This is a genomic window from Novosphingobium sp. IK01, assembly GCF_033242265.1.
GTDB lineage: Bacteria > Pseudomonadota > Alphaproteobacteria > Sphingomonadales > Sphingomonadaceae > Novosphingobium > Novosphingobium pituita.
In genome coordinates, this window is record NZ_BTFW01000001.1 from 645,984 (window position 1) to 663,877 (window position 17,894).

Sequence of the window (17,894 nt, forward strand, 5' to 3'; positions counted from 1 at the left end):
TCATAATGATGCATCTGAAATGCCGAATATTGCGCGGCAGATGATGATGCAAGTAATATGCATCTTTAAAAGTTCAGAAAATGCAGGTTACCCGTTTTCCCGACATGCCGTTCGGGCATATGGCCAGCCCGCCATCCCAATGCGGGCCATAGCCTTGGGCCGGTGGTCGCGGCGAGATGGCGGGCATGGCCGATGCTACCTTCACCGCTGTCGATCTCTCGCGCCTGCCCGCGCCTGACATCATCGAGGCTCTCGACTTCGAGACGATCCTGGCCGGGGCTGTCGCGCAGATGCGCGACGAGATGGCCAAAAGCGGCCTGACCTTCGAGACCCGCGACAGCGATCCGGCCACCAAGCTCCTTCAGGTCTTCGCCTATTACGCCCAGATGCTGCGCCAGCGCATCAACGATGCCGCGCGCGCGGTCATGCCCGCCTATGCCGTCAAGGCCGACCTCGACCATATCGCTGCCCTGTTCGGCATCACCCGCCTGACCATCACCCCGGCCAACCCCGCCACCGGCACGCCCGCCGTGATGGAGGACGACACCGATTTCCGCCGCCGCATGGTCCTCGCGCCCGAGGGCTATTCGGTGGCCGGGCCGGAAGGGGCCTATATCTCCCACACGCTGTCCGCCGATGCGAACGTGCTCGATGCCAGCGCCACCGGCCCGCAGCCCGACGATATCAAGGCCCTCGTGCTGGGCGTTTTGGCCGACCATGCGGCTCCGGCCGATCTGGTCGCGGCCATGACCAGCGCGCTCGACACCGCGCGCTGGCCCGGATCGGTCGTGGTCTCGGTCCTCGCGCGCACGGGCGACGGAACCGCCCCGGCCGCGCTGATCGACACCGTCGCCGCCTATGTCTCCGACGAGACGCGCCGCCCGCTGACCGACTGGGTTACGGTCCAATCGGCCCGGATCGTCCCCTATGTGGTCGATGCCACGCTCACTACGTTCAGCGGCCCGGATGGCGGCGTGGTGCTGGCGGCGGCGCAGGCCAGTCTCGACGCCTATACCAAAGCCAGCCATCGCCTCGGCCGCGACATCACCCGCTCGGCGATCTTCGCCGCGCTGAGCGTCGAGGGCGTGCAGAACGTCATCCTGCGCGAGCCGGCGCAGGACATCGTGATCTCCCGCCAGCAGGCCCCCTATTGCACGGGCATGTCGGTCGCCTATGCTGGGGTAGGGGAGTGACCGTCCGTTCGATCCTGCCCCCCGGCTCCACGGCTCTGGAAAAGGCGCTCGAACAGGTTGCCGCGCGGCTGCTCGATGTCGAGGTGGCGATCCGCGCTGTCTGGTCGCCCGACGATTGCCCGCTCGAACTGCTGCCCTGGCTGGCCTGGGGGCTGAGCCTCGACAACTGGTCGACCGACTGGCCCGAGAACATCAAGCGCGAACGCGTGCGCAAGGCCATCGCCATCGCGCGGCGCAAGGGCACGGCAGAATCGGTGCGCTCGGTCGTCGCCAGCTTCGGCGGCTCGGTGGCGATCCGCGAATGGTGGCAGAGCGAGCCGAGGGGCCTGCCGCACACCTTCAGCCTGATCCTCAACCTCGACAGCGCGGGCGCGCCCGCCTCGGCCGCCTTCGTCGATCAGGTCATCGCCGAAGTGAACCGCGCCAAGCCCGCGCGCAGCACGTTCACCTTCACCCAGGGCCTCACCGCGCAGGCGGGCATCCGCCTTGCCGCCGCCCTGCGCCCCACCATCTACGCGCGCCTGTCCTGCACGGCGCCCGGCATTTCCTGAGCAGAGGAACCCATGGGCCTTACCGCCATCGTCACCAATGCGGGCCGCGCCGCGCTGGTCAATGCCGCCAACACCGGCACCCGCGCCGTCACTATTGCGCAAGTCGGGCTGAGCGGCACCGCCCTCACGCCCAAGGCTGGCGCCACCGTCCTGCCCGGCCAGTTCAAGACCATCGCCACGCTCTCGGGCGATGTCGTGGCCGACGACACGATCCACCTGATCGTGCGCGACGAGAGCGCCGACGTTTTCACCGTGCGCAGCCTCGCGCTCTACCTTGCCGACGGCACGCTTTTCGCGATCTACGGTCAGGCCGACGTGCTGCTCGAAAAGTCCGCCCAGGCGCTCATGCTGCTGGCGATCGACATCCGCTTCGAGGACGTGGACGCGACCACCATCACCTTTGGCGACACGAACTTCCTCAACCCGCCCGCGACGACCGAGCGGCAGGGTGTGGTCGAACTGGCGACCGTGGCCGAAGCACAGGCCGGGATCGACGCCTTGCGCGCCCTCACGCCGCAGGCCGCGCGCTCGGCCATCCTCGGGTGGCTGCTGGCGCAGGATGGCGCCGGGTCTGGTGTCGATGCGGATCTGCTCGATGGCCAGCACGGCTCCTATTACACCAACATCGCCGCGCGCCTCGGCTATGTGCCGTGGGGGCCGACCAACGATGGGGCCGGAAGCGGGCTCGACGCTGACCTGCTCGATGGTCTGGACAGCAGCTATTTCGTGAACATCCCGGCGCGTCTGGGATACACCCCGGTCAACAAGGCGGGGGACAACGTTACCGGCACCTTTGTTTTCGGAACGGCAGGTGGGAACCGGGCGGAGGCACGCGCCAGCGGCGACTTGCACACCCGTACAGGACCCGATCGCGGCATATTGCGCTTCGGTGACAGCAATGCGCGTTACATAGAATACAATGGGTCACGGTTTTACTTCAACGAATGCGAGATATACAGTGGTCCCAGCAATTCGCTGACGTGGAACGCGGGTAACGACGGCGCCGGTTCCGGCCTGGATGCCGATCTGCTCGATGGGCAGCAGGGCAGCTGGTACGCGGACATTGCGGCTCGCCTCGGCTTTACCCCGGTGCAACAGGGCACCGGTATCGGCCAACTGCCCAATGCTATCAAGATGGGCTGGAACGGCAGCAAGTTACAGCTGACTGTCGACGCCACCGACCAGGGCAACATCGTCACCGAGCCCAATCTGGCGAATTCGACCCTGAACGTGAATGCCGCCTATGTGCAGCGCAACAACAACCACTTGTGGGGCCCGGACAATGATGGTTCCGGTTCAGGCCTCGACGCGGATCTACTCGACGGTTTTCAGGCCGATGCCTTCGCGCGCATCACCGCCCAGTCGATTGGCAGCACCGGGTATATGGTCCTGAGCAACGGCTTGAAGATCGTCTACGGGACCGTTCCGCTGACGCAGGACGCCTACAGCTACGCGACCTTTCCGATTTCCTTCGAAAATGCCCCGGCGGTTGTTTTTCCGACGATTGCGACGGTCTCCAACAGTTCTGAACAGAACACGATACTGACAGCCCGGACCGCAAACGGCTTCACCGTCTTTCAGGCCGCCGACATCTCCAATGTCACGCTCCCCTACATCGCAATCGGAAATTGAACGATGATCTACTTCAGCCCCTCGACATGCGGTTTCTACGAGGACGGACAGGGCGCCGCGCCCCCGCCCGATGCCATCGCGATCACCGCCGACGAGCGCGACCGCGCGCTGGCCGATCTGCGCCCCGGTCACCGGATCGTCGCCGGGGAGGGCGGAAGGCCGGTGGTCGCGCCCGCCACGCTCGCGCGGGACGAGGCGCTGGCCGTGGTCCGCCGTCGCCGCAATGCCCTGCTGGCCGCCTGCGACTGGACGCAGGCCAGCGACAGCCCGATCTCCACCACCGACCGCAGCGCCTGGGCGGAATACCGTCAGGCCCTGCGGACCCTCCCCGAAACCATCACCGACCCGGCCAGCATCGCCTGGCCGGTCTCCCCCAGTCCAAAGGATCCGGCATGACCGAACTGACCACCACGATCGGCGCTTACGATGCCGAAAAGCGCACGGTGCCCGTCACCTTCACCAGCGGCGCGATCCGCCACACGCGCGAGGTCAACGCGGTGCTGGACGAGGGCAGGGCCTACGACAAGGCCGCGACCAGGGCGCGTGTCGAGCAGGTCGCCCTTGGCGTCGCCCACAAGATCGCGCTGGGCGTGATCGCCGAGTCGGTGCCCGAACCGGCGCCCGATCCGGCAGGCCCCGCTGCTGTGTAAGATTGCGGCGGCCCTTCACGCCGCCCTGTTCCCCCTTTACGGAAGGGGGTCTCGGATGTTCCCGCATCTCGAAACCAGCGAGCCTGCACTCGCACTCTCCGGGCAGCGCGCCTGTCCCTTCGAGCACCCTTCCGCGTCTCAGGCGCGGAAGGGACATCGTGCAGGATACCCTCCATGTCTACCCCTTTTGTTCTCGTTCGCCCCGTTTCTCCCCCGGCCGGTTATATCGGTGGAAAACGTAATCTTTCCCGCCGCATCTGCGCCATCATCGAGGCCACGCCCCACACCAGCTATGCCGAGCCCTTCGTGGGCATGGGCGGCATCTTCCTGCGCCGTGCGCGGCGCCCCAGGGCAGAGGCGATCAACGACATTTCCGGCGACGTCGTCACCCTGTTCCGCTGCCTTGCCGAACACTATCCCTACCTGATCGACATGCTGCGTGACCTGCCCCCCGAAAGATCCCTCATTCTGATGTAGAGTCTGCCAACTGCAAGGAGCAGACGCATGAGGAAGAGCCGTTTCACCGAGGCGCAGATTATCGGGATGATCAAGGAGCAGGAGGCCGGGCTGCCGACTGTGGAGGTTTGCCGCAAACATGGGCTGAGCACGGCCACGTTCTACAAGCTGAAGGCCAAATACGGCGGATTGGAGGTATCCGACGCCCGCCGCCTGCGCCAGCTTGAGGACGAGAACGGCAAGTTGAAGCGCCTGCTGGCCGACAGCATGCTCGACAACGCGATCCTGAAGGACTTGCTGGGAAAAGTCTGACGACACCGGGCCAGCGGCGGGACGCAGTGCGGCGGGTGTTGCGGGACTATGATATCTCGCAACGCCGGGCCTGCGTGCTGATTGGTGTCGATCCCAAGACGGTTCGGCGCGAACGCCCGCCTGACCATAGCGCCATCCGTGCCGCCATGAAGGAGGTTGCGGGCAAGCGCCGCCGGTTTGGCTACCGGCGGATCGGCATCATGCTCGAACGCAAGGGGATGATCATGAACCACAAGAAGCTCTACCGGCTCTATCGGGAGGAAGGCTTGTCAGTGGGGCGGCGGCGTGGCCGCAAACGGGCGCGGGGCAGCCGCACGCCGATGCCCGTGCCGCTGGCACCGGGGGCACGCTGGTCGATGGACTTTGTGTCCGACACCTTCGGCGCATCACGCAAGTTCAGGATTTTGGCCATCAATGATGACTGCTTCCGCGAGAACCTGTGCCTGATCGCGGATACCAGCATCTCTGGTGCCCGGGTGGCGCGTGAACTCGACACGCTGGTGCGGCTCTATGGCAAACCGGCCTGCATTGTCAGCGACAATGGCACCGAATTCACCAGTCGGGCCATCCTCGAATGGGCCGGCAAGAATGGGATCGAGTGGCATTACATCGACCCGGGCAAGCCTCAGCAGAACGGGTTCATCGAGAGCTTCAACGGCTCGCTGCGCGATGAATTCCTCAACGAGGAACTGTTCGACAGCCTGGCCGATGCCCGCCGGAAGCTGGCCATCTGGCGCTACGATTACAACCACGTCCGGCCACACTCATCTTTGGGAAATCGAACGCCTGCACAAGCGCGTCGAGCGTTCGAGCAGGACGAAGCCATCACGCACGACGCGCTTGTGCAGGCGCAGGGGGCATCGTATTTAACTGCTGGACTCTCGTTATGATCGAGGGACTGACGGGGGGCAGGTCATGCGCTTCCGCGTGGCAAGCCGGGCCGAGTTCGAGCGCCTGCTGGCCCAGCCTCCCGAACGCCTGACCGACCTGCAACGCGCGGTACGCTTCCTTTACGTCCAGCGCCTGGCCTTCGGCGGAAGGGTCTCGGGCCGCACTTTCGGTGTCGACGCCTCCTCGCCCGCGCGCTTCGACGTGGGCAAGCTCGAACCGATGCTGGCCGAGATCCACGAGCGCCTGCAATCCGTGGTGATCGAGCGCCTGCCCTATGCCGAGTTCATCCGCCGCTACGACCGCGTCGGCGCCCTGTTCTACCTCGACCCGCCCTACTGGGCCTGCGAGCGCGACTACGGCCCCGACGTCTTCACCCGCGAGGACTTCGCCGCGCTCGCCAGCCAGCTCGCCACCATCAAGGGCAAGTTCCTGGTCTCCCTCAACGACACCCAGGGCGTGCGCGAAACCTTCGCCCCCTTCAACCTCACCCCCATCACCACGACCTACACCGTTGGCGCCAAGTCCCGCCCGGCCCGAGAACTGCTCATCAGCAACTTCCCGCTCCCCGGAAACGATAACTGAGGCAGGGCTCCCGCGCGCTTGGGAACGGGCGCGCGGGGGGGGCAGGTATCGACCAGAATGCGCCGTTCCAGCGCACTTCGAGGAATGTCAGTTTAAGCCATCACCCGTCGTTAGTAACGCCCTGTGCAATAGACGGATCAGTCCCAGACCTGCGGCTTCAGGTTCTACGGCCCGTTCAAACAGTGCCGATCGGGGGGTAACTTCATCCCCGATGACCAGCGTTGCGATGGTGTAGCCCTCGGCGGCGAGACGCCGCTCCGTCTCTTCCAGATGCTGGGCCAATAGGGATCTATCTTCGTTCGCATGGAGCGTGGAGTCATCCACAGGGCAACCATCGGAGACAAGGCAGATGACACGGCGAGACCATGCCTGTCTATCAAGCCTGCCGGCAGCCCAAGCAAGTGCTTCGCCATCGATGTTCTCGTGCAGCAGATCCTGACGCAAAGCCATGCGCAGCTGCCATGGCCGACTGTCAATCCGCTCGGCCTCGCCGTAAACAATATGCCGCAAGTCACAAAGGCGGCCAGGGTTGCGCGGCCTTCCTGCCCAACGCCAAGCTTTACGCGACTTACCTCCCCGCCAGCTTGCGGTGGTAAAGCCGAGAATTTCCGTGGTGACCCCAGCATGCGCCAACGCGTCTACAGCCCCTTCGACCGCCAGCACTGCGGCCATCATCCGCAGCCCCCGCATTGAGCCGGAATGGTCGATCAGGAAGGAAACTACCGTTTCCAAGCGGTTCTCTTCGGTCAGCCCCTGTCGAAGCTCGCGAACAAGCGCAGCGCCAGCGGCGCTGATCTCGACCCTCTCAGCCATGAACAGGGTGTCAAACCGCTGATTGGCCTCTTGGAAACTGCGCTTCTGGTCAGACGGCATAGCTTTGTTCAAAGCGGATAGCTCGTCCTTCCCCAGCACCTCATCGAATGCCGTCGTGAAAACCCGGTAACTGCCAGCATCGCGTTCGGGCCCAATGAACCTGCGCTTCAACCCAAGGATGACCGACGATAAGTCCCCGAACATGTAGAACTCCGAATTAGAGTTCGTAGATTTGGCCTATTATCAAACGACAAGCAATCGAGCACATCCCGCGCAACGTCTCCCTCATTCCTGACGTTTCCAAGGCCGAATGCGACCAGACATTGCCGTTCAGGCGTAGTGCCGGGAAGGTCAGCTTACGCCAACATCGGCCATTCCACGCGCCGGGCTTCGTTGTTCGCTGCCGCCGAAAACTACCCATTCAGCGCCTCTGTCCGCCTCCTCAGGGGCAGTCCGTCATTCATCTGTTTCGAAAAGCCCTCCAGCAAACCCCGCCCAGTTCTGGACTACACCTTTCTGCCATGACGCCCCGCACAGGCATGTGAAAACGACAACCGGCAGGCAATCCACTTATCCATAGCCAAATGCCGTTTAGGATAACCGGGCCACTTCTCCTGGCCACCGGCCGATTGGTCGTAGCTAACGCATGTGATTTTCGCTTAAAGCCTTCTCTTCCGAACTTTGGTTATGATTGATGCAATTTCTGCGGTAGAAAGCTGTGGGGCAAACGTATTTAATGCGTTGAAAGAGCTCCCTAAAATTAACAATGCGATACCGTAGGTTTCAGCCAACCCTGGAAGAAATGCCAACCAATTGCTTTGATAATCTTGATTCACACGGGCGGCATCTAGCTCGGAAATTGCTTTCATAACTAGATCCGGGATCCTTGAACGTGCCAAAAATCTCCATCGTTCGGCTCTCAGCTCGAACCGTGGATCGACACCGATTGCCCTGTCCATATATTCAATAGCGCTGGTGTAGTCCCCCGTAAGCTCGGCCTCTTCCGCCCTTAATTCAAACGCAGCACTTCCAACGCCCGGGTCATTCTCGAGAGTTGCTCTCGCTGCTTCCAGTCGAGCATCGATATCGCTCGGTGCAGAATTTCTGGGGTCTGCCCTATACTTCCAATTCAAATAGACCCGCGGCAGCGCCATCAAACTGAAAACGGTATGTCTCAGTTCCAGCCACTTCTTTGCATAAATTTCAGCTAGCCGAAAATCTGGGCGTGGAGACAAGATTATACATTGAATGAGTGGTCGATAGGTGCGCTCGATACGGCTATTTTTTCCCTTATTTAAATCAAGAGAAATCTCATACTGTTCGATTGCATCGCGAAATGCACCTTGGTGATGAAGTAAATCAGCCTTCAAGAATGCCGCTATTCCCTTGTTATTATAGACGCCATCTAACAATTTAATGCACGCATCAGCTTCATCATATTTGTGATTTCGAATAGCGCTAAGGCAAAAATATCGCGTCAACTCCACACGTGATTCTGCTCTAAACTCATCGCGCGCCTGGTACGCCTTCCTTAAGACACGATACGCCGGTCCTCGACGTCGTGCGTGGTACAGGCGAACACCCGCTTGGAACCAATGCGAAGCCGACACAAATTCCAATACCCCTTTAGGGATATGCTCTGTTTCACCAAGCAAAGAAGCCTGAATTCGAGACTCAATGCGAATATACTCGTGTTGAGATGTTTCAAATTCGATGGGTTCTCGAACAAATCCGTAAAGAGCCTTGCGAAGCCAGGTCAACAAATCGACTCTAATAAGGTCCCTGCTCAGGCGATTCGCAAGCAGCGGCGTCAGCCTGTACAGACTATCCCCCTCGCGCTCGATCACTCCAAGCTCTAAGAGCTTTCCAATGACACGAAGAATTGGCTTTTGTGGCTTTACGACAGATTCGATATCAACCAGATCGCAGGGGGAAACATCATTTAGGAAAATTAGGCCGTGAACCCATAAATCTGTGATGCTAGATTACCAGCGGCCACCGTGTGGACAGGCACGCCCTTCGAGCGCAAAGTGCAGGCATGAAGAAGCTGGCCGCCATCTATGAACGCAAGGGGCAACTGTTTGTGACGGCGTCGCACAAGACGGCGGCGGGTTTTTGGATCGACGATGAGCAAGTGGCTTGCCTCAGCCAGCCTTCGCATGATGAGTTGGGTCGCGCCATCGAACAGGCTTTGGCTCGATCGCAGGAAGGCGTCCCGACGCCGCCGCCCGATGCACACATCGACAAGCCATTGCTGGCGGCCGCCGGCGTTCGTTCGTGGACCACGTTCATGAAATTGTCCAAGCATGTCAGTGTCGTGAGCGACGGGAGTTTGCTCAAAGTCACCCCCTATCGCAATTTGGGTAGCAAAGAGGGCTTTGAGCCGGAGCCGGATATAGCGGTTCCATCTGCTAATTCGGCCTCGGCTTTGGGGCAGATCGTTGCAGACCTGCTCAGCCGAGCGGCATAGCGGCATTGGCTCGAACTTTCTTCTTCCGTCAAAATCTGATTCAGGCTTGGCATGAGCCGATATGACTTGACCGACTTCGAGTGGCGCGTGATCGAACCGCTGTTACCGAATAAGCCCCGAGGTGTGCCGCGCGTCGATGACCGCCGCGTGCTGAACGGCATCTTCTGGGTGTTGCGGTCCGGCGCGCCTTGGCGCGATCTGCCCGAGCGCTATGGCCCGCGCACCACCTGCTACAACCGCTTTGTAAGATGGCGGAAAGCAGGAGTGTGGGATCGGATGATGGACGCCATTACCGCCGCCCACGACGGCGACATTCAGATGATCGACAGCACATCTATCCGGGCGCACCAGCAGGCTGCGACGGCAAAAAGGGGGATCGAGATCATTGTCTCGGTCGCTCCAGGGGTGGACTCACAACCAAAATCCACGCGGTCGTCGACGGGCAAGGCCTCCCGATCCGGCTGAGCCTGACCGCAGGACAAAGCCATGACGGCCAAGCTGCCGACCATCTGCTCAAACATGTCGGTGCCGGAACAATCGTGCTGGCGGACAAGGCCTACGATGCTGATCGCATCCGGGCGTCACTGCGTGAGAAGGGAGCGTTTGCCAACATTCCGCCCAAGGCCAATCGGAGGTCGAAACCGTACTTCAGCACGTGGCTGTACCGCGAGCGGAACCTGATTGAGCGCTTCTTCTCCAAGCTGAAGCACTTCCGCCGTGTCGCAACGCGCTATGACAAGTTGGCAGAAAACTTCCTCGCCATGGTCCAACTGGCCTCAATGCGGCTGTGGCTCCGTGTTTATGAGTCTACGGCCTAGAACTCGTTGCTCGTCTTCATCGCCGCGCAACTGATTGAATGCCCAGCGCGCATAGGCGGTGATAGAAGTCGACATTGAGCGGGTATCGCGCGCAATAAGCTGATCTATTGTATCGAAATCCTCGACATTTGCAGATGAACGCACCAGAGAAACAAGAAATCCTATAGTACCTCCAGCAGACTTAACTAAACCTTGAACATCTTGATCAGACCAACGTGCTGGATTTTTATCGAAATATCCAATCAATTGATAACAAAATTCATTTAGCTCATATTCCGATATAGTAGGAACTCGCTGAACTGCTGCAGAATCAGATATCCCGATTCGACGCTCTCCCAATACCGGTGTCTGAGAAATAACAAACATCTTTGGGCGGCGAGAGGGGGCCAGCAGGTTGGACAGGTCATCCAGCCAGCGAGGGAGCTCTTCATTTTCTTCAATCACTCTGGCATGCTTGAGAATAACATAGTCTCCGGCGGCAAAAACTCGCTCAATAGCATCAGCCAATGCCTTAATTTCCGTCTCAGACGTCGAAACCTTGATATCCTTGAGGTCGTCTCGGGACAGCCCAAATGCTTCGCTCTCAACTCTTAGAAGAACCTGATTAGGTAGAGAAGTTTCATTGATCTCAACAAGAACACCTCGTCCGTTGGGAACGAATGCTCGATTGAAATTTCTGACCAAAGTCTCTCGACCGACGCCGTTGAAGCCAGTGATCCACATTACAGGTAGGCAGTCAAAACGCCCCTTCTGAATGGCGGTCCGCCAAACTGGGTCAAGGTCAAGTCTAGGAAATTGCGGATGATCTGCACGGAGAAGGGGCTCAACGGCACGCTGAACTAGGTCTGTCGCATGGATGAAATCGATTGATGCGGGGGAAGTGCGGTATCCCAGCATTGCCTTCAAAGCTTCAAATACGGGCTCAAGCTTGGGGTCCATGGTCTCGTCGAAGATGATGGGATAATCATCAAGCCTTAAAACCAGTGGTCTAATACGTTCTTGTTGAACCAATTCCCGAGCTTGCAAAATTTCTTGTACACATCCTTGAGCATGGACGTATCGCTCGGACCAAAAAATGATCAGTAGGCGTGATTTAGGGAGCTCTTCCTTAGAAATTTCATCCCAAAGGTGGGCACCATCTACTCCTGTCTTAGAGTACAAGTATGTATGCCCATCTGGAATCCTGTCGAAAATTTTTTCGGCGAAAGAGATATCGCTTGATGCAACTGAAAAGAAGACGGGGTACATAAAAGGCGATTCCTCTAGCGCGCCATCCGATAGATAGCTCAAACACCTATCTGTTACTCGACCAGTGCGAAAGAGTTTTGACGTTCAATAATCTGAAAAATTGTAAAAAACGGTCTGTAGCGAGCTCAAAGAAAGTGAGCTGCCATCACCTTTGAGCACTACGTCTCGCCGCAGGCCTGGTGTCGTTAGGCTTCTCGCAACAGATCCTTGAGGATCAATTGTCGAGCATGCTGTCGGCCAGCATTGACGCAATCGAATGTTCGCTATCTCGCTTACGCGGCCGTGAAGCCGCCGTTCCGGAGTGTCCTCCGACCTAGCCGAAGGTGAGCGGGCAACCAAGGTTGGATAAATGACGGATTTAGGCGCAGTCTGACGCTACCTGCCGCCGTTCCGATCGGCAGGAACGTCCCAGACTCGGTCGCCCCTCGCTCGGCTACCAGCACTTGGCCAGCCAGCCAACCCGATACACCCCCCGCGTAACCTGAGCGAACCCGCGCCATGGTCTGGCCATGGCGACCACTTCCGATCCTGAACACCTTACTGGTGACATCCTGCGCCTTGGCGTGGTGGCGGCTGTTGATGCGGCCGGGGCGACCTGCATGGTGGAGGGCGGGGGTGTGGTGGCCGGGCCTTTGCCGTGGGTGGCGTGGCGGGCCGGGGGCTTGCGGGTCTGGGCGCCGCCTTCGGTGGGCGAGCAGTGCCTGGTGCTTTCGCCCGAGGGGGATCTGGGCAACGGGATTGTATTGCCGGGGCTCTATTGCGATGCTTTCCCGGCGCCGTCCGATCAGCCTGATCTTGTCTGTTTTGCTTTCGCCGACGGGGCTTGGATCGGCTATGATCCGGTGCGCCATGCGCTGGCTGTCACGCTGCCCGCTGGGGGCACGGCTGCGCTCGATGCGCCCGGCGGGCTGACCATCCATGGCGATGTTACCGTCAACGGCACCCTGACTGCCAGCGGCGATGTCGTGGGGGAGGGGGTTTCCCTCAAGGGGCACCGGCATTCCGGCGTACAGGGCGGCAGCGGCCAGACCGGGGCGCCGGTATGAGCAGCCTTTACAAAATCAGCTGGACCAAGCGCGTCTGCTACTGCCGCTTGTTCGTCTGGGCGGCCTATTCCGTTCGCAACCGCCGATATGGTGGCCTGATCTGGATACTGAGACATCCGCGTGAGTGGTTCAAATTCGGCTCCGGGCTGGATTGCGACTGATGGCGGGCATGGCACGCACCACTGGCGCATCACTCGATGGCCTCGACCATATTCGCCAGTCGGTTGCCGACATTCTCTCGACGCCCATGGGCACGCGCGTTGGGCGCCGCGACTATGGTTCGCTGGTGCCCGAGCTGATCGACCAGCCCATGACGCCCGCCAATATCCTGCGCCTCTATGCCGCCACCGCTGTCGCGCTCACCCGCTGGGAAGACCGCTTGCGCCTGCGCCGTGTCGGCCTGGTCGTCGGGGAGCGGCCCGGTTCCGCGCAAGTCGTGCTCGATGCCCGGCGCACCGACACCGCCTCGGCCAATGCCCTCGTGCGCCTGTCCATCCCGCTCACCCTGTAACGCCAATTCCGCTCCCGGCCCGTTCAAGGAACCCGTTCATGCCCTTCAAACATGGTATCACCCTGACCGAGATCAGCACCGGCGCCCGGACGCTGACCGCTGTTTCCACCGCGATCCTCGGCCTTGTCGCCACCGCGCCCGACGCCGATGCCGATACGTTCCCGCTCGACCGCCCGGTGCTCGTGACCGACATCGAGACCGCCATCGGCAAGGCCGGGCTTGCTGGCACGCTGGCCCGCTCGCTGCGCGCGATTGCCGACCAGACCCGCCCGGTCCTGGTCGTGGTGCGCGTGGCCGAAGGGGCCGACGATGCGGCCACCGCCAGCAACGTGATCGGCACGACCACCGCCGAGGGCACGAAGACCGGCATGCAGGCCCTGCTCGCCGCGCAGGCGCAGCTGGGCGTCAAGCCGAAGATCCTGGGCACGCCCGGCCTTGAGACACAGGCCGTCACCGCCGCGCTCGCGGTGATCGCCAAGAAGCTGCGCGGGTTTGTCTATGCCCGCGCGCTGGGCGCGACGATCACCGAAGCGACCGCCTATCGCGCCAATTTCAGCGAGCGCGAGCTGATGCTGCTGATGCCCGACTTCCTCGCCTGGGACACCGCCGCCAATGCCAACGTGACCAGCTATGCCGCCGCCCGCGCCATGGGCCTGCGCGCACTGATCGACGAGCAGACCGGCCCGCACAAGACCCTGTCGTACGTCGCCGTCTCGGGCGTGGTCGGCCTTACGCAGGACATCCACTGGGACATCGAGGACATGACCAGCGATGCCGGCGTGCTCAACGCCGCGCAAGTCACCGCGCTGATCCGCTCGGACAGCGGCTTCCGCTTCTGGGGCAACCGCACCTGTGCCGACGATCCGCTGTTCGTGTTCGAGAGCACCGTGCGCGTGGCCCAGTTGCTGGCCGATACCGTGGCGCGCGGCATGGTCTGGGCGATGGACAAGGATCTCACGCCCTCGCTCGCGCGCGACATCGTCGAGACGGTCAACGGCTTCTTCCTCGATCTCAAGACTGCGGGCGTGATCCTGGGCGCGAAGGCCTGGTTCGACGAGACCGACAACCCCGTCGACAGCCTCAAGGCGGGCAAGCTGCGGATCGACTACGATTATGCGGTGCCCCCGCCGCTCGAAGACCTCGGCTTCAACCAGCGCATCACCGACAGCTACTTCGCCGATTTTGCCAGCCAGCTCTCGCAGGCGGGCTGAGGCCCGCCGCCGCGTTTTCTTCCCTCCCCATTGCATAGGAACCCCCGATGGGATTGCCCCGCACGCTCCAGAACCTGATGCTGTTCAACGAAGGCCAGTCCTATGTGGGCGAGGTCAAGACGGTCACCCTGCCTACGCTCACCCGCAAGCTCGAAGAATACCGGGGCGGGGGCATGTCCGCCCCGGTCAAGCTCGACATGGGCATGGAGGCGCTGGAGATGAAATCCGTCTTCGGCGGCCCCGAGCGCGCGATGCTGCGCCAGTTCGGCGTGGTGCGCGTCAACGGTGTCTACCTGCGGTTCGTCGGCTTCTACCAGCAGCAGGACACCGGCCAGAGCGACTCGATCGAGATCGTCGTGCGCGGCCGCCATTCCGAGATCGAGATGGGCGATCAGGAACTGGGCTCGGCGGCCGATTTCACGGTCACCTCGGCGCTCGCCTACTACAAGCTCATCTGGAACGGCCGCACGGAAATCGAGATCGACCCGCTCAACATGGTCCAGATCGTCGATGGCGTCGACCTCATGGCGCAGCAGCGCAGCGCGCTCGGCCTGTTCTGATTTCTCCCTTTCTCGCCTGACAGGATACCCCGATGACCGATACCCCCCAGCTCCGCACCGTCACGCTCGACACCCCGATCCAGCGCGGCGAACAGACCATCGAGACCGTTCAGATCCGCAAGCCCAGGGCGGGCGAGTTGCGCGGGCTGGCCCTGGTCGATCTGGGCCAGCTCAAGGTCGATGCGCTCGGCGTGCTGTTGCCGCGCATCACGCTGCCCCCGCTCAGCCCGGCCGAGGTGGCCAACATGGACCCGGCGGACCTGCTCGCCTGCGGGGCCGAGATCGGCAGTTTTTTGTTGCAGAAAGCGCGGCGCACGGATGCCCTCGCACAGTAGACGATGCCATGGCCGACGTGGCGGTCGTCTTCCACTGGCCGCCCGCCGCCATGGAGGCGATGGCCCTGTCCGACCTGATGGGCTGGCGTGATCATGCCGCCCGTCGGTCTCGCTCCCCGGAAACCCGAACGAGACGCTGATGGCCGACCGTAACCTTCGCCTGCAAGTCATCCTCGAAGGGCTGGACAGGCTGACCAGCCCGCTCCGGTCGATCACCGGCGCCTCGGCCGCCGCGCGTCAGGATCTGGCGCGCACGCACGAGCAGCTCAAGGCGCTCGATGCGCAGCAGCAGCAGGTGGGCCGCTACAAGGCCGCCGAAACCCGCTATGCGGAGGACGCGCGCCAGTACGAGGCCTTGCAGGCAAGGCTCGCCGCCCTGCGCCAGCAATTGGACGCGACCGAAGCCCCCACGAAGAAGCTGCGGGCCGAGTTCGAGAAAGTCGAGCGCCAGACCGGCCAGACCGCGCAGAGGCTGGAGCAGGGCGGGGCCGCGCTGCAAAAGCTGTCCGCCGGGCTCGGCGCCGCCGGGATCGACGTGCTTGACCTTGCCCGGCACGAGGAACGCCTCGCCTCCCAGACGCAGGAGGCGAACGCCACCTTGCGCCAGCAGACCGCCCAGCTCGACAAGGTCAACGCCGCCCGCCGCGCGTCGGAGAAGATGGGCGAGATCAGTTCGAAGGCCACCGGCATGGGCCTGTCGGCCATCGCCGCCGGCACGGCCACTGCCGCGCCGCTGGTGGTGGCGACCAAACAGGCGATGACGCTGGAGAGCGCGATGGCCGACGTGCGCAAGGTCGTCAATTTCCCCACGCCCCAGGCCTTTGCCCAGATGTCCGACGACATTCTGGAGATGAGCACGCGCATCCCGATGTCGGCCGAGGGGATCGCCCAGATCGTGGCCGCCGCCGGGCGGGCCGCCGTGCCGCGCAAGGAACTGCTGGGCTTTGCCGAGGATGCCGCCAAGATGGGCGTCGCCTTCGACAGCACCGCCGAAGAGGCCGGGACGACCATGGCCAAGTGGCGCACCGCCTTCCAGCTGCCCCAGTCCGGCGTGGTCGCGCTGGCCGACCAGATCAACGCGCTCACCAACAGCTTCGGCGGCGATGTCGGCGCGGTGACCGACATGGTCACGCGGATCGGCCCGCTGGGCAAGGTCGGCGGGCTGGCCGCCTCGCAGATCGCGGCGATGAGTCAGGTTCTGTCGAGCGTGGGCGTGGAATCCGAAGTAGGCGCCACGGGCATCAAGAACATGATGCTGGCGCTCACCAAGGGCACGGCGGCGACCAGATCGCAGCGCGATGCCTTCAAATCGCTGGGCCTCGATGCGCAGCAGGTGGCCAAGGACATGCAGCGCGACGCGGGCGGCACGATCACCGATGTGATGAAGCGCCTTCAGGCCCTGCCCAAGGAGGCACAGGCCGGGGCGCTGACCGACCTGTTCGGGTCGGAGAGCGTCGCGGCCATCGCACCGATGCTCACCAGCCTCGACCAGTTGCAAAAGAACTTCGCGCTGGTGGGCGACAAGAGCCAGTACGCCGGGTCGATGAATCAGGAATACCTGTCGGCGGTCTCCACCACGCAAGGGGCGACCGGCCTTGCCGCCAATGCGCTCTCGGGCCTCAACATCACCATGGGGCAGGCGCTGCTGCCTACGGTCGTTGCCGTGTCGGGAAAAGTGACCGAGGCGGCCAATGTCATGCGCCACTGGGCGCAGGAACACCCGGCGATGACCAAGGCGATCATGCTGTTTCTGGGGGTGGGGGCCGGGCTGCTGGTCCTGCTGGGCGGGCTGGCGCTGGCCTTTGGGGCGCTGACGGCTGCTGCCGCGCCGCTGGGCATTGCGCTGGGGCCGCTGCTGCTGATCGTGGCGGGCATCGCGGCCCTCGCGGCGGCGGCCTATCTGGTCTACGACAACTGGGGGCCGATCAGCGCGTGGTTCGGCGGGATCTGGCAGGGCATCAAGGACATGGCCTCGGGCGCGCTGGCGTTTCTGGTCAATGCCTTCCTGACCTTCACGCCGCTCGGCCTGCTGGTTCAGGCCTTCGCGCCCGCGCTGGCCTATCTGCAATCGCTCAATTTTACCGAGATCGGGCGCAACCTCATTCAGGGGCTGATCAACGGCATCACCTCGATGCTCGGCGCGGTGGCGGCGACGATTACGGGCGTGGGCAGTTCGCTGGTCACCCTGCTCAAGGCGAAGCTCGGCATTCATTCGCCCTCGCGGGTCTTTGCCGGGCTGGGCGGCTTTGTGATGGCCGGGCTCGATCAGGGGCTGGCCGACAACACCGCCGGGCCGCTCCAGCGCATCGCCAGCCTGTCCGACGCGATGACCGCGGGCTTCCGCGCCGATGGCGGGGCCATGCTGGGCCGCATCGGCGATGCCTCGGGCCAGATTGCCAGCGCGGTGGCCCTCGGCGCGGCTGTGCCTGCCGCCGCGATGCCCGCGCCCGCACCGGGGCCGGGCGCGCCCACCGCCAGTGCCGCCCCGGCCAGCTACACGATCACCATCAACGCCGGAACCGCCCCGGCGCCCGACATCGCCCGCGAAGTGCGCAAGGCCATCGAGGACATCGAGCGCGAGCGGCGCGGGCGCGGGTTTGGTGATGGATAAGGAG

The 17,894-nt window shown here is 62.5% G+C and carries 19 protein-coding genes and 1 pseudogene; 17 read left to right on the forward strand and 3 right to left on the reverse strand.

Annotated features, from left to right (window positions below; genetic code table 11):
- Positions 1–185: 185 nt before the first annotated feature.
- From SBI20_RS02960 to SBI20_RS02995, 8 genes and pseudogenes are all read left to right on the forward strand, one after another.
- Complete coding sequence (locus SBI20_RS02960) at positions 186–1,193, forward strand: baseplate assembly protein (protein ID WP_317973344.1); 1,008 nt, start codon at positions 186–188, stop codon at positions 1,191–1,193.
- On the forward strand, positions 1,190–1,744 hold the full coding sequence (locus tag SBI20_RS02965) for a phage tail protein I (protein WP_317973345.1): 555 nt from the start codon (positions 1,190–1,192) through the stop codon (positions 1,742–1,744). Before SBI20_RS02960 ends, SBI20_RS02965 begins: the two co-directional genes overlap by 4 nt.
- A 12-nt stretch (positions 1,745–1,756) precedes the next feature.
- Complete coding sequence (locus SBI20_RS02970; RefSeq protein WP_317973643.1) at positions 1,757–3,376, forward strand: gp53-like domain-containing protein; 1,620 nt, start codon at positions 1,757–1,759, stop codon at positions 3,374–3,376.
- Positions 3,377–3,379: 3 nt separating this feature from the next.
- Entirely contained in the window at positions 3,380–3,772 is a 393-nt protein-coding gene (locus SBI20_RS02975; protein WP_317973644.1) for a tail fiber assembly protein, read from the forward strand.
- A complete protein-coding gene (locus tag SBI20_RS02980) occupies positions 3,769–4,026 on the forward strand; it encodes a hypothetical protein (RefSeq protein ID WP_317973645.1) in 258 nt (85 codons plus the stop codon). Before SBI20_RS02975 ends, SBI20_RS02980 begins: the two co-directional genes overlap by 4 nt.
- 174 nt (positions 4,027–4,200) lie before the next feature.
- Positions 4,201–4,467, forward strand: a pseudogene (locus SBI20_RS02985) (DNA adenine methylase); the annotation flags it as partial.
- 63 nt (positions 4,468–4,530) lie between these two features.
- Positions 4,531–5,684, forward strand: a protein-coding gene (locus SBI20_RS02990) for an IS3 family transposase (protein WP_411911489.1) whose coding sequence is annotated in 2 segments (ribosomal slippage) — positions 4,531–4,789 and positions 4,789–5,684 — 1,155 coding nt in all. Because the reading frame shifts where the segments join, the coding sequence is not laid out codon by codon here.
- A 25-nt stretch (positions 5,685–5,709) separates the two neighbouring features.
- The gene (locus SBI20_RS02995; RefSeq protein ID WP_317973647.1) at positions 5,710–6,267 is read left to right on the forward strand and encodes a DNA adenine methylase; all 558 of its coding nucleotides are present in this window, start codon (positions 5,710–5,712) and stop codon (positions 6,265–6,267) included.
- Between the two features lie 87 nt (positions 6,268–6,354).
- On the opposite strand, the gene SBI20_RS03000 is transcribed toward SBI20_RS02995, so the two are convergent.
- Together SBI20_RS03000 and SBI20_RS03005 are read right to left on the reverse strand one after the other, a co-directional pair.
- Positions 6,355–7,284: a cobaltochelatase CobT-related protein gene (locus SBI20_RS03000; protein ID WP_317973648.1), complete on the reverse strand. Its 930-nt coding sequence runs from the start codon at positions 7,282–7,284 to the stop codon at positions 6,355–6,357.
- A 455-nt stretch (positions 7,285–7,739) separates the two neighbouring features.
- Entirely contained in the window at positions 7,740–8,927 is a 1,188-nt protein-coding gene (locus SBI20_RS03005) for a hypothetical protein (RefSeq protein WP_317973649.1), read from the reverse strand.
- Positions 8,928–9,118: 191 nt separating this feature from the next.
- Between SBI20_RS03005 and SBI20_RS03010 the strand changes: the two genes are divergently transcribed.
- Together SBI20_RS03010 and SBI20_RS03015 are read left to right on the forward strand one after the other, a co-directional pair.
- Positions 9,119–9,550: a hypothetical protein gene (locus tag SBI20_RS03010; RefSeq protein WP_317973650.1), complete on the forward strand. Its 432-nt coding sequence runs from the start codon at positions 9,119–9,121 to the stop codon at positions 9,548–9,550.
- Between the two features lie 51 nt (positions 9,551–9,601).
- Positions 9,602–10,368, forward strand: a protein-coding gene (locus SBI20_RS03015; RefSeq protein ID WP_317973651.1) for an IS5 family transposase whose coding sequence is annotated in 2 segments (ribosomal slippage) — positions 9,602–9,914 and positions 9,914–10,368 — 768 coding nt in all. Because the reading frame shifts where the segments join, the coding sequence is not laid out codon by codon here.
- On the opposite strand, the gene SBI20_RS03020 is transcribed toward SBI20_RS03015, so the two are convergent.
- On the reverse strand, positions 10,327–11,658 hold the full coding sequence (locus tag SBI20_RS03020) for a toll/interleukin-1 receptor domain-containing protein (RefSeq protein ID WP_317973652.1): 1,332 nt from the start codon (positions 11,656–11,658) through the stop codon (positions 10,327–10,329). The two genes, SBI20_RS03015 and SBI20_RS03020, sit on opposite strands and share 42 nt — an antisense overlap.
- Positions 11,659–12,125: 467 nt before the next feature.
- On the opposite strand from SBI20_RS03020, the gene SBI20_RS03025 reads away from it, so the two are divergent.
- The 7 genes from SBI20_RS03025 to SBI20_RS03055 all read left to right on the forward strand — a co-directional run bounded on the left by SBI20_RS03025 (position 12,126) and on the right by SBI20_RS03055 (position 17,890).
- The gene (locus SBI20_RS03025; RefSeq protein WP_317973653.1) at positions 12,126–12,662 is read left to right on the forward strand and encodes a phage baseplate assembly protein V; all 537 of its coding nucleotides are present in this window, start codon (positions 12,126–12,128) and stop codon (positions 12,660–12,662) included.
- Positions 12,663–12,831: 169 nt separating this feature from the next.
- The gene (locus tag SBI20_RS03030; RefSeq protein ID WP_317973654.1) at positions 12,832–13,173 is read left to right on the forward strand and encodes a GPW/gp25 family protein; all 342 of its coding nucleotides are present in this window, start codon (positions 12,832–12,834) and stop codon (positions 13,171–13,173) included.
- Positions 13,174–13,211: 38 nt separating this feature from the next.
- Entirely contained in the window at positions 13,212–14,384 is a 1,173-nt protein-coding gene (locus SBI20_RS03035) for a phage tail sheath subtilisin-like domain-containing protein (protein WP_317973655.1), read from the forward strand.
- Positions 14,385–14,431: 47 nt separating this feature from the next.
- The gene (locus tag SBI20_RS03040; RefSeq protein ID WP_317973656.1) at positions 14,432–14,944 is read left to right on the forward strand and encodes a phage major tail tube protein; all 513 of its coding nucleotides are present in this window, start codon (positions 14,432–14,434) and stop codon (positions 14,942–14,944) included.
- A 32-nt stretch (positions 14,945–14,976) separates the two neighbouring features.
- Positions 14,977–15,279, forward strand: a complete 303-nt coding sequence (locus SBI20_RS03045) for a phage tail assembly protein (protein ID WP_317973360.1) — start codon at positions 14,977–14,979, stop codon at positions 15,277–15,279.
- Between the two features lie 8 nt (positions 15,280–15,287).
- Positions 15,288–15,419, forward strand: coding sequence for a GpE family phage tail protein (locus SBI20_RS03050; protein ID WP_317973361.1), 132 nt, complete (start codon positions 15,288–15,290; stop codon positions 15,417–15,419).
- Positions 15,419–17,890 carry a phage tail tape measure protein gene (locus tag SBI20_RS03055; RefSeq protein ID WP_317973657.1) on the forward strand — a complete coding sequence of 824 codons (2,472 nt, stop codon included), beginning with the start codon at positions 15,419–15,421 and terminating at the stop codon, positions 17,888–17,890. The genes SBI20_RS03050 and SBI20_RS03055 overlap by 1 nt, the downstream gene beginning before the upstream one ends.
- Positions 17,891–17,894: the final 4 nt, after the last annotated feature.

Coding starts and splice junctions, on each gene's coding strand:
- SBI20_RS02960 (WP_317973344.1), top strand. CDS start 186: ATGGCCGATGCTACCTTCACCGCTGTCGATCTCTCGCGCCTGCCCGCG.
- SBI20_RS02970 (WP_317973643.1), top strand. CDS start 1,757: ATGGGCCTTACCGCCATCGTCACCAATGCGGGCCGCGCCGCGCTGGTC.
- SBI20_RS02975 (WP_317973644.1), top strand. CDS start 3,380: ATGATCTACTTCAGCCCCTCGACATGCGGTTTCTACGAGGACGGACAG.
- SBI20_RS02980 (WP_317973645.1), top strand. CDS start 3,769: ATGACCGAACTGACCACCACGATCGGCGCTTACGATGCCGAAAAGCGC.
- SBI20_RS02995 (WP_317973647.1), top strand. CDS start 5,710: ATGCGCTTCCGCGTGGCAAGCCGGGCCGAGTTCGAGCGCCTGCTGGCC.
- SBI20_RS03000 (WP_317973648.1), bottom strand. CDS start 7,284: ATGTTCGGGGACTTATCGTCGGTCATCCTTGGGTTGAAGCGCAGGTTC.
- SBI20_RS03010 (WP_317973650.1), top strand. CDS start 9,119: ATGAAGAAGCTGGCCGCCATCTATGAACGCAAGGGGCAACTGTTTGTG.
- SBI20_RS03025 (WP_317973653.1), top strand. CDS start 12,126: ATGGCGACCACTTCCGATCCTGAACACCTTACTGGTGACATCCTGCGC.
- SBI20_RS03030 (WP_317973654.1), top strand. CDS start 12,832: ATGGCACGCACCACTGGCGCATCACTCGATGGCCTCGACCATATTCGC.
- SBI20_RS03035 (WP_317973655.1), top strand. CDS start 13,212: ATGCCCTTCAAACATGGTATCACCCTGACCGAGATCAGCACCGGCGCC.
- SBI20_RS03040 (WP_317973656.1), top strand. CDS start 14,432: ATGGGATTGCCCCGCACGCTCCAGAACCTGATGCTGTTCAACGAAGGC.
- SBI20_RS03045 (WP_317973360.1), top strand. CDS start 14,977: ATGACCGATACCCCCCAGCTCCGCACCGTCACGCTCGACACCCCGATC.
- SBI20_RS03050 (WP_317973361.1), top strand. CDS start 15,288: ATGGCCGACGTGGCGGTCGTCTTCCACTGGCCGCCCGCCGCCATGGAG.
- SBI20_RS03055 (WP_317973657.1), top strand. CDS start 15,419: ATGGCCGACCGTAACCTTCGCCTGCAAGTCATCCTCGAAGGGCTGGAC.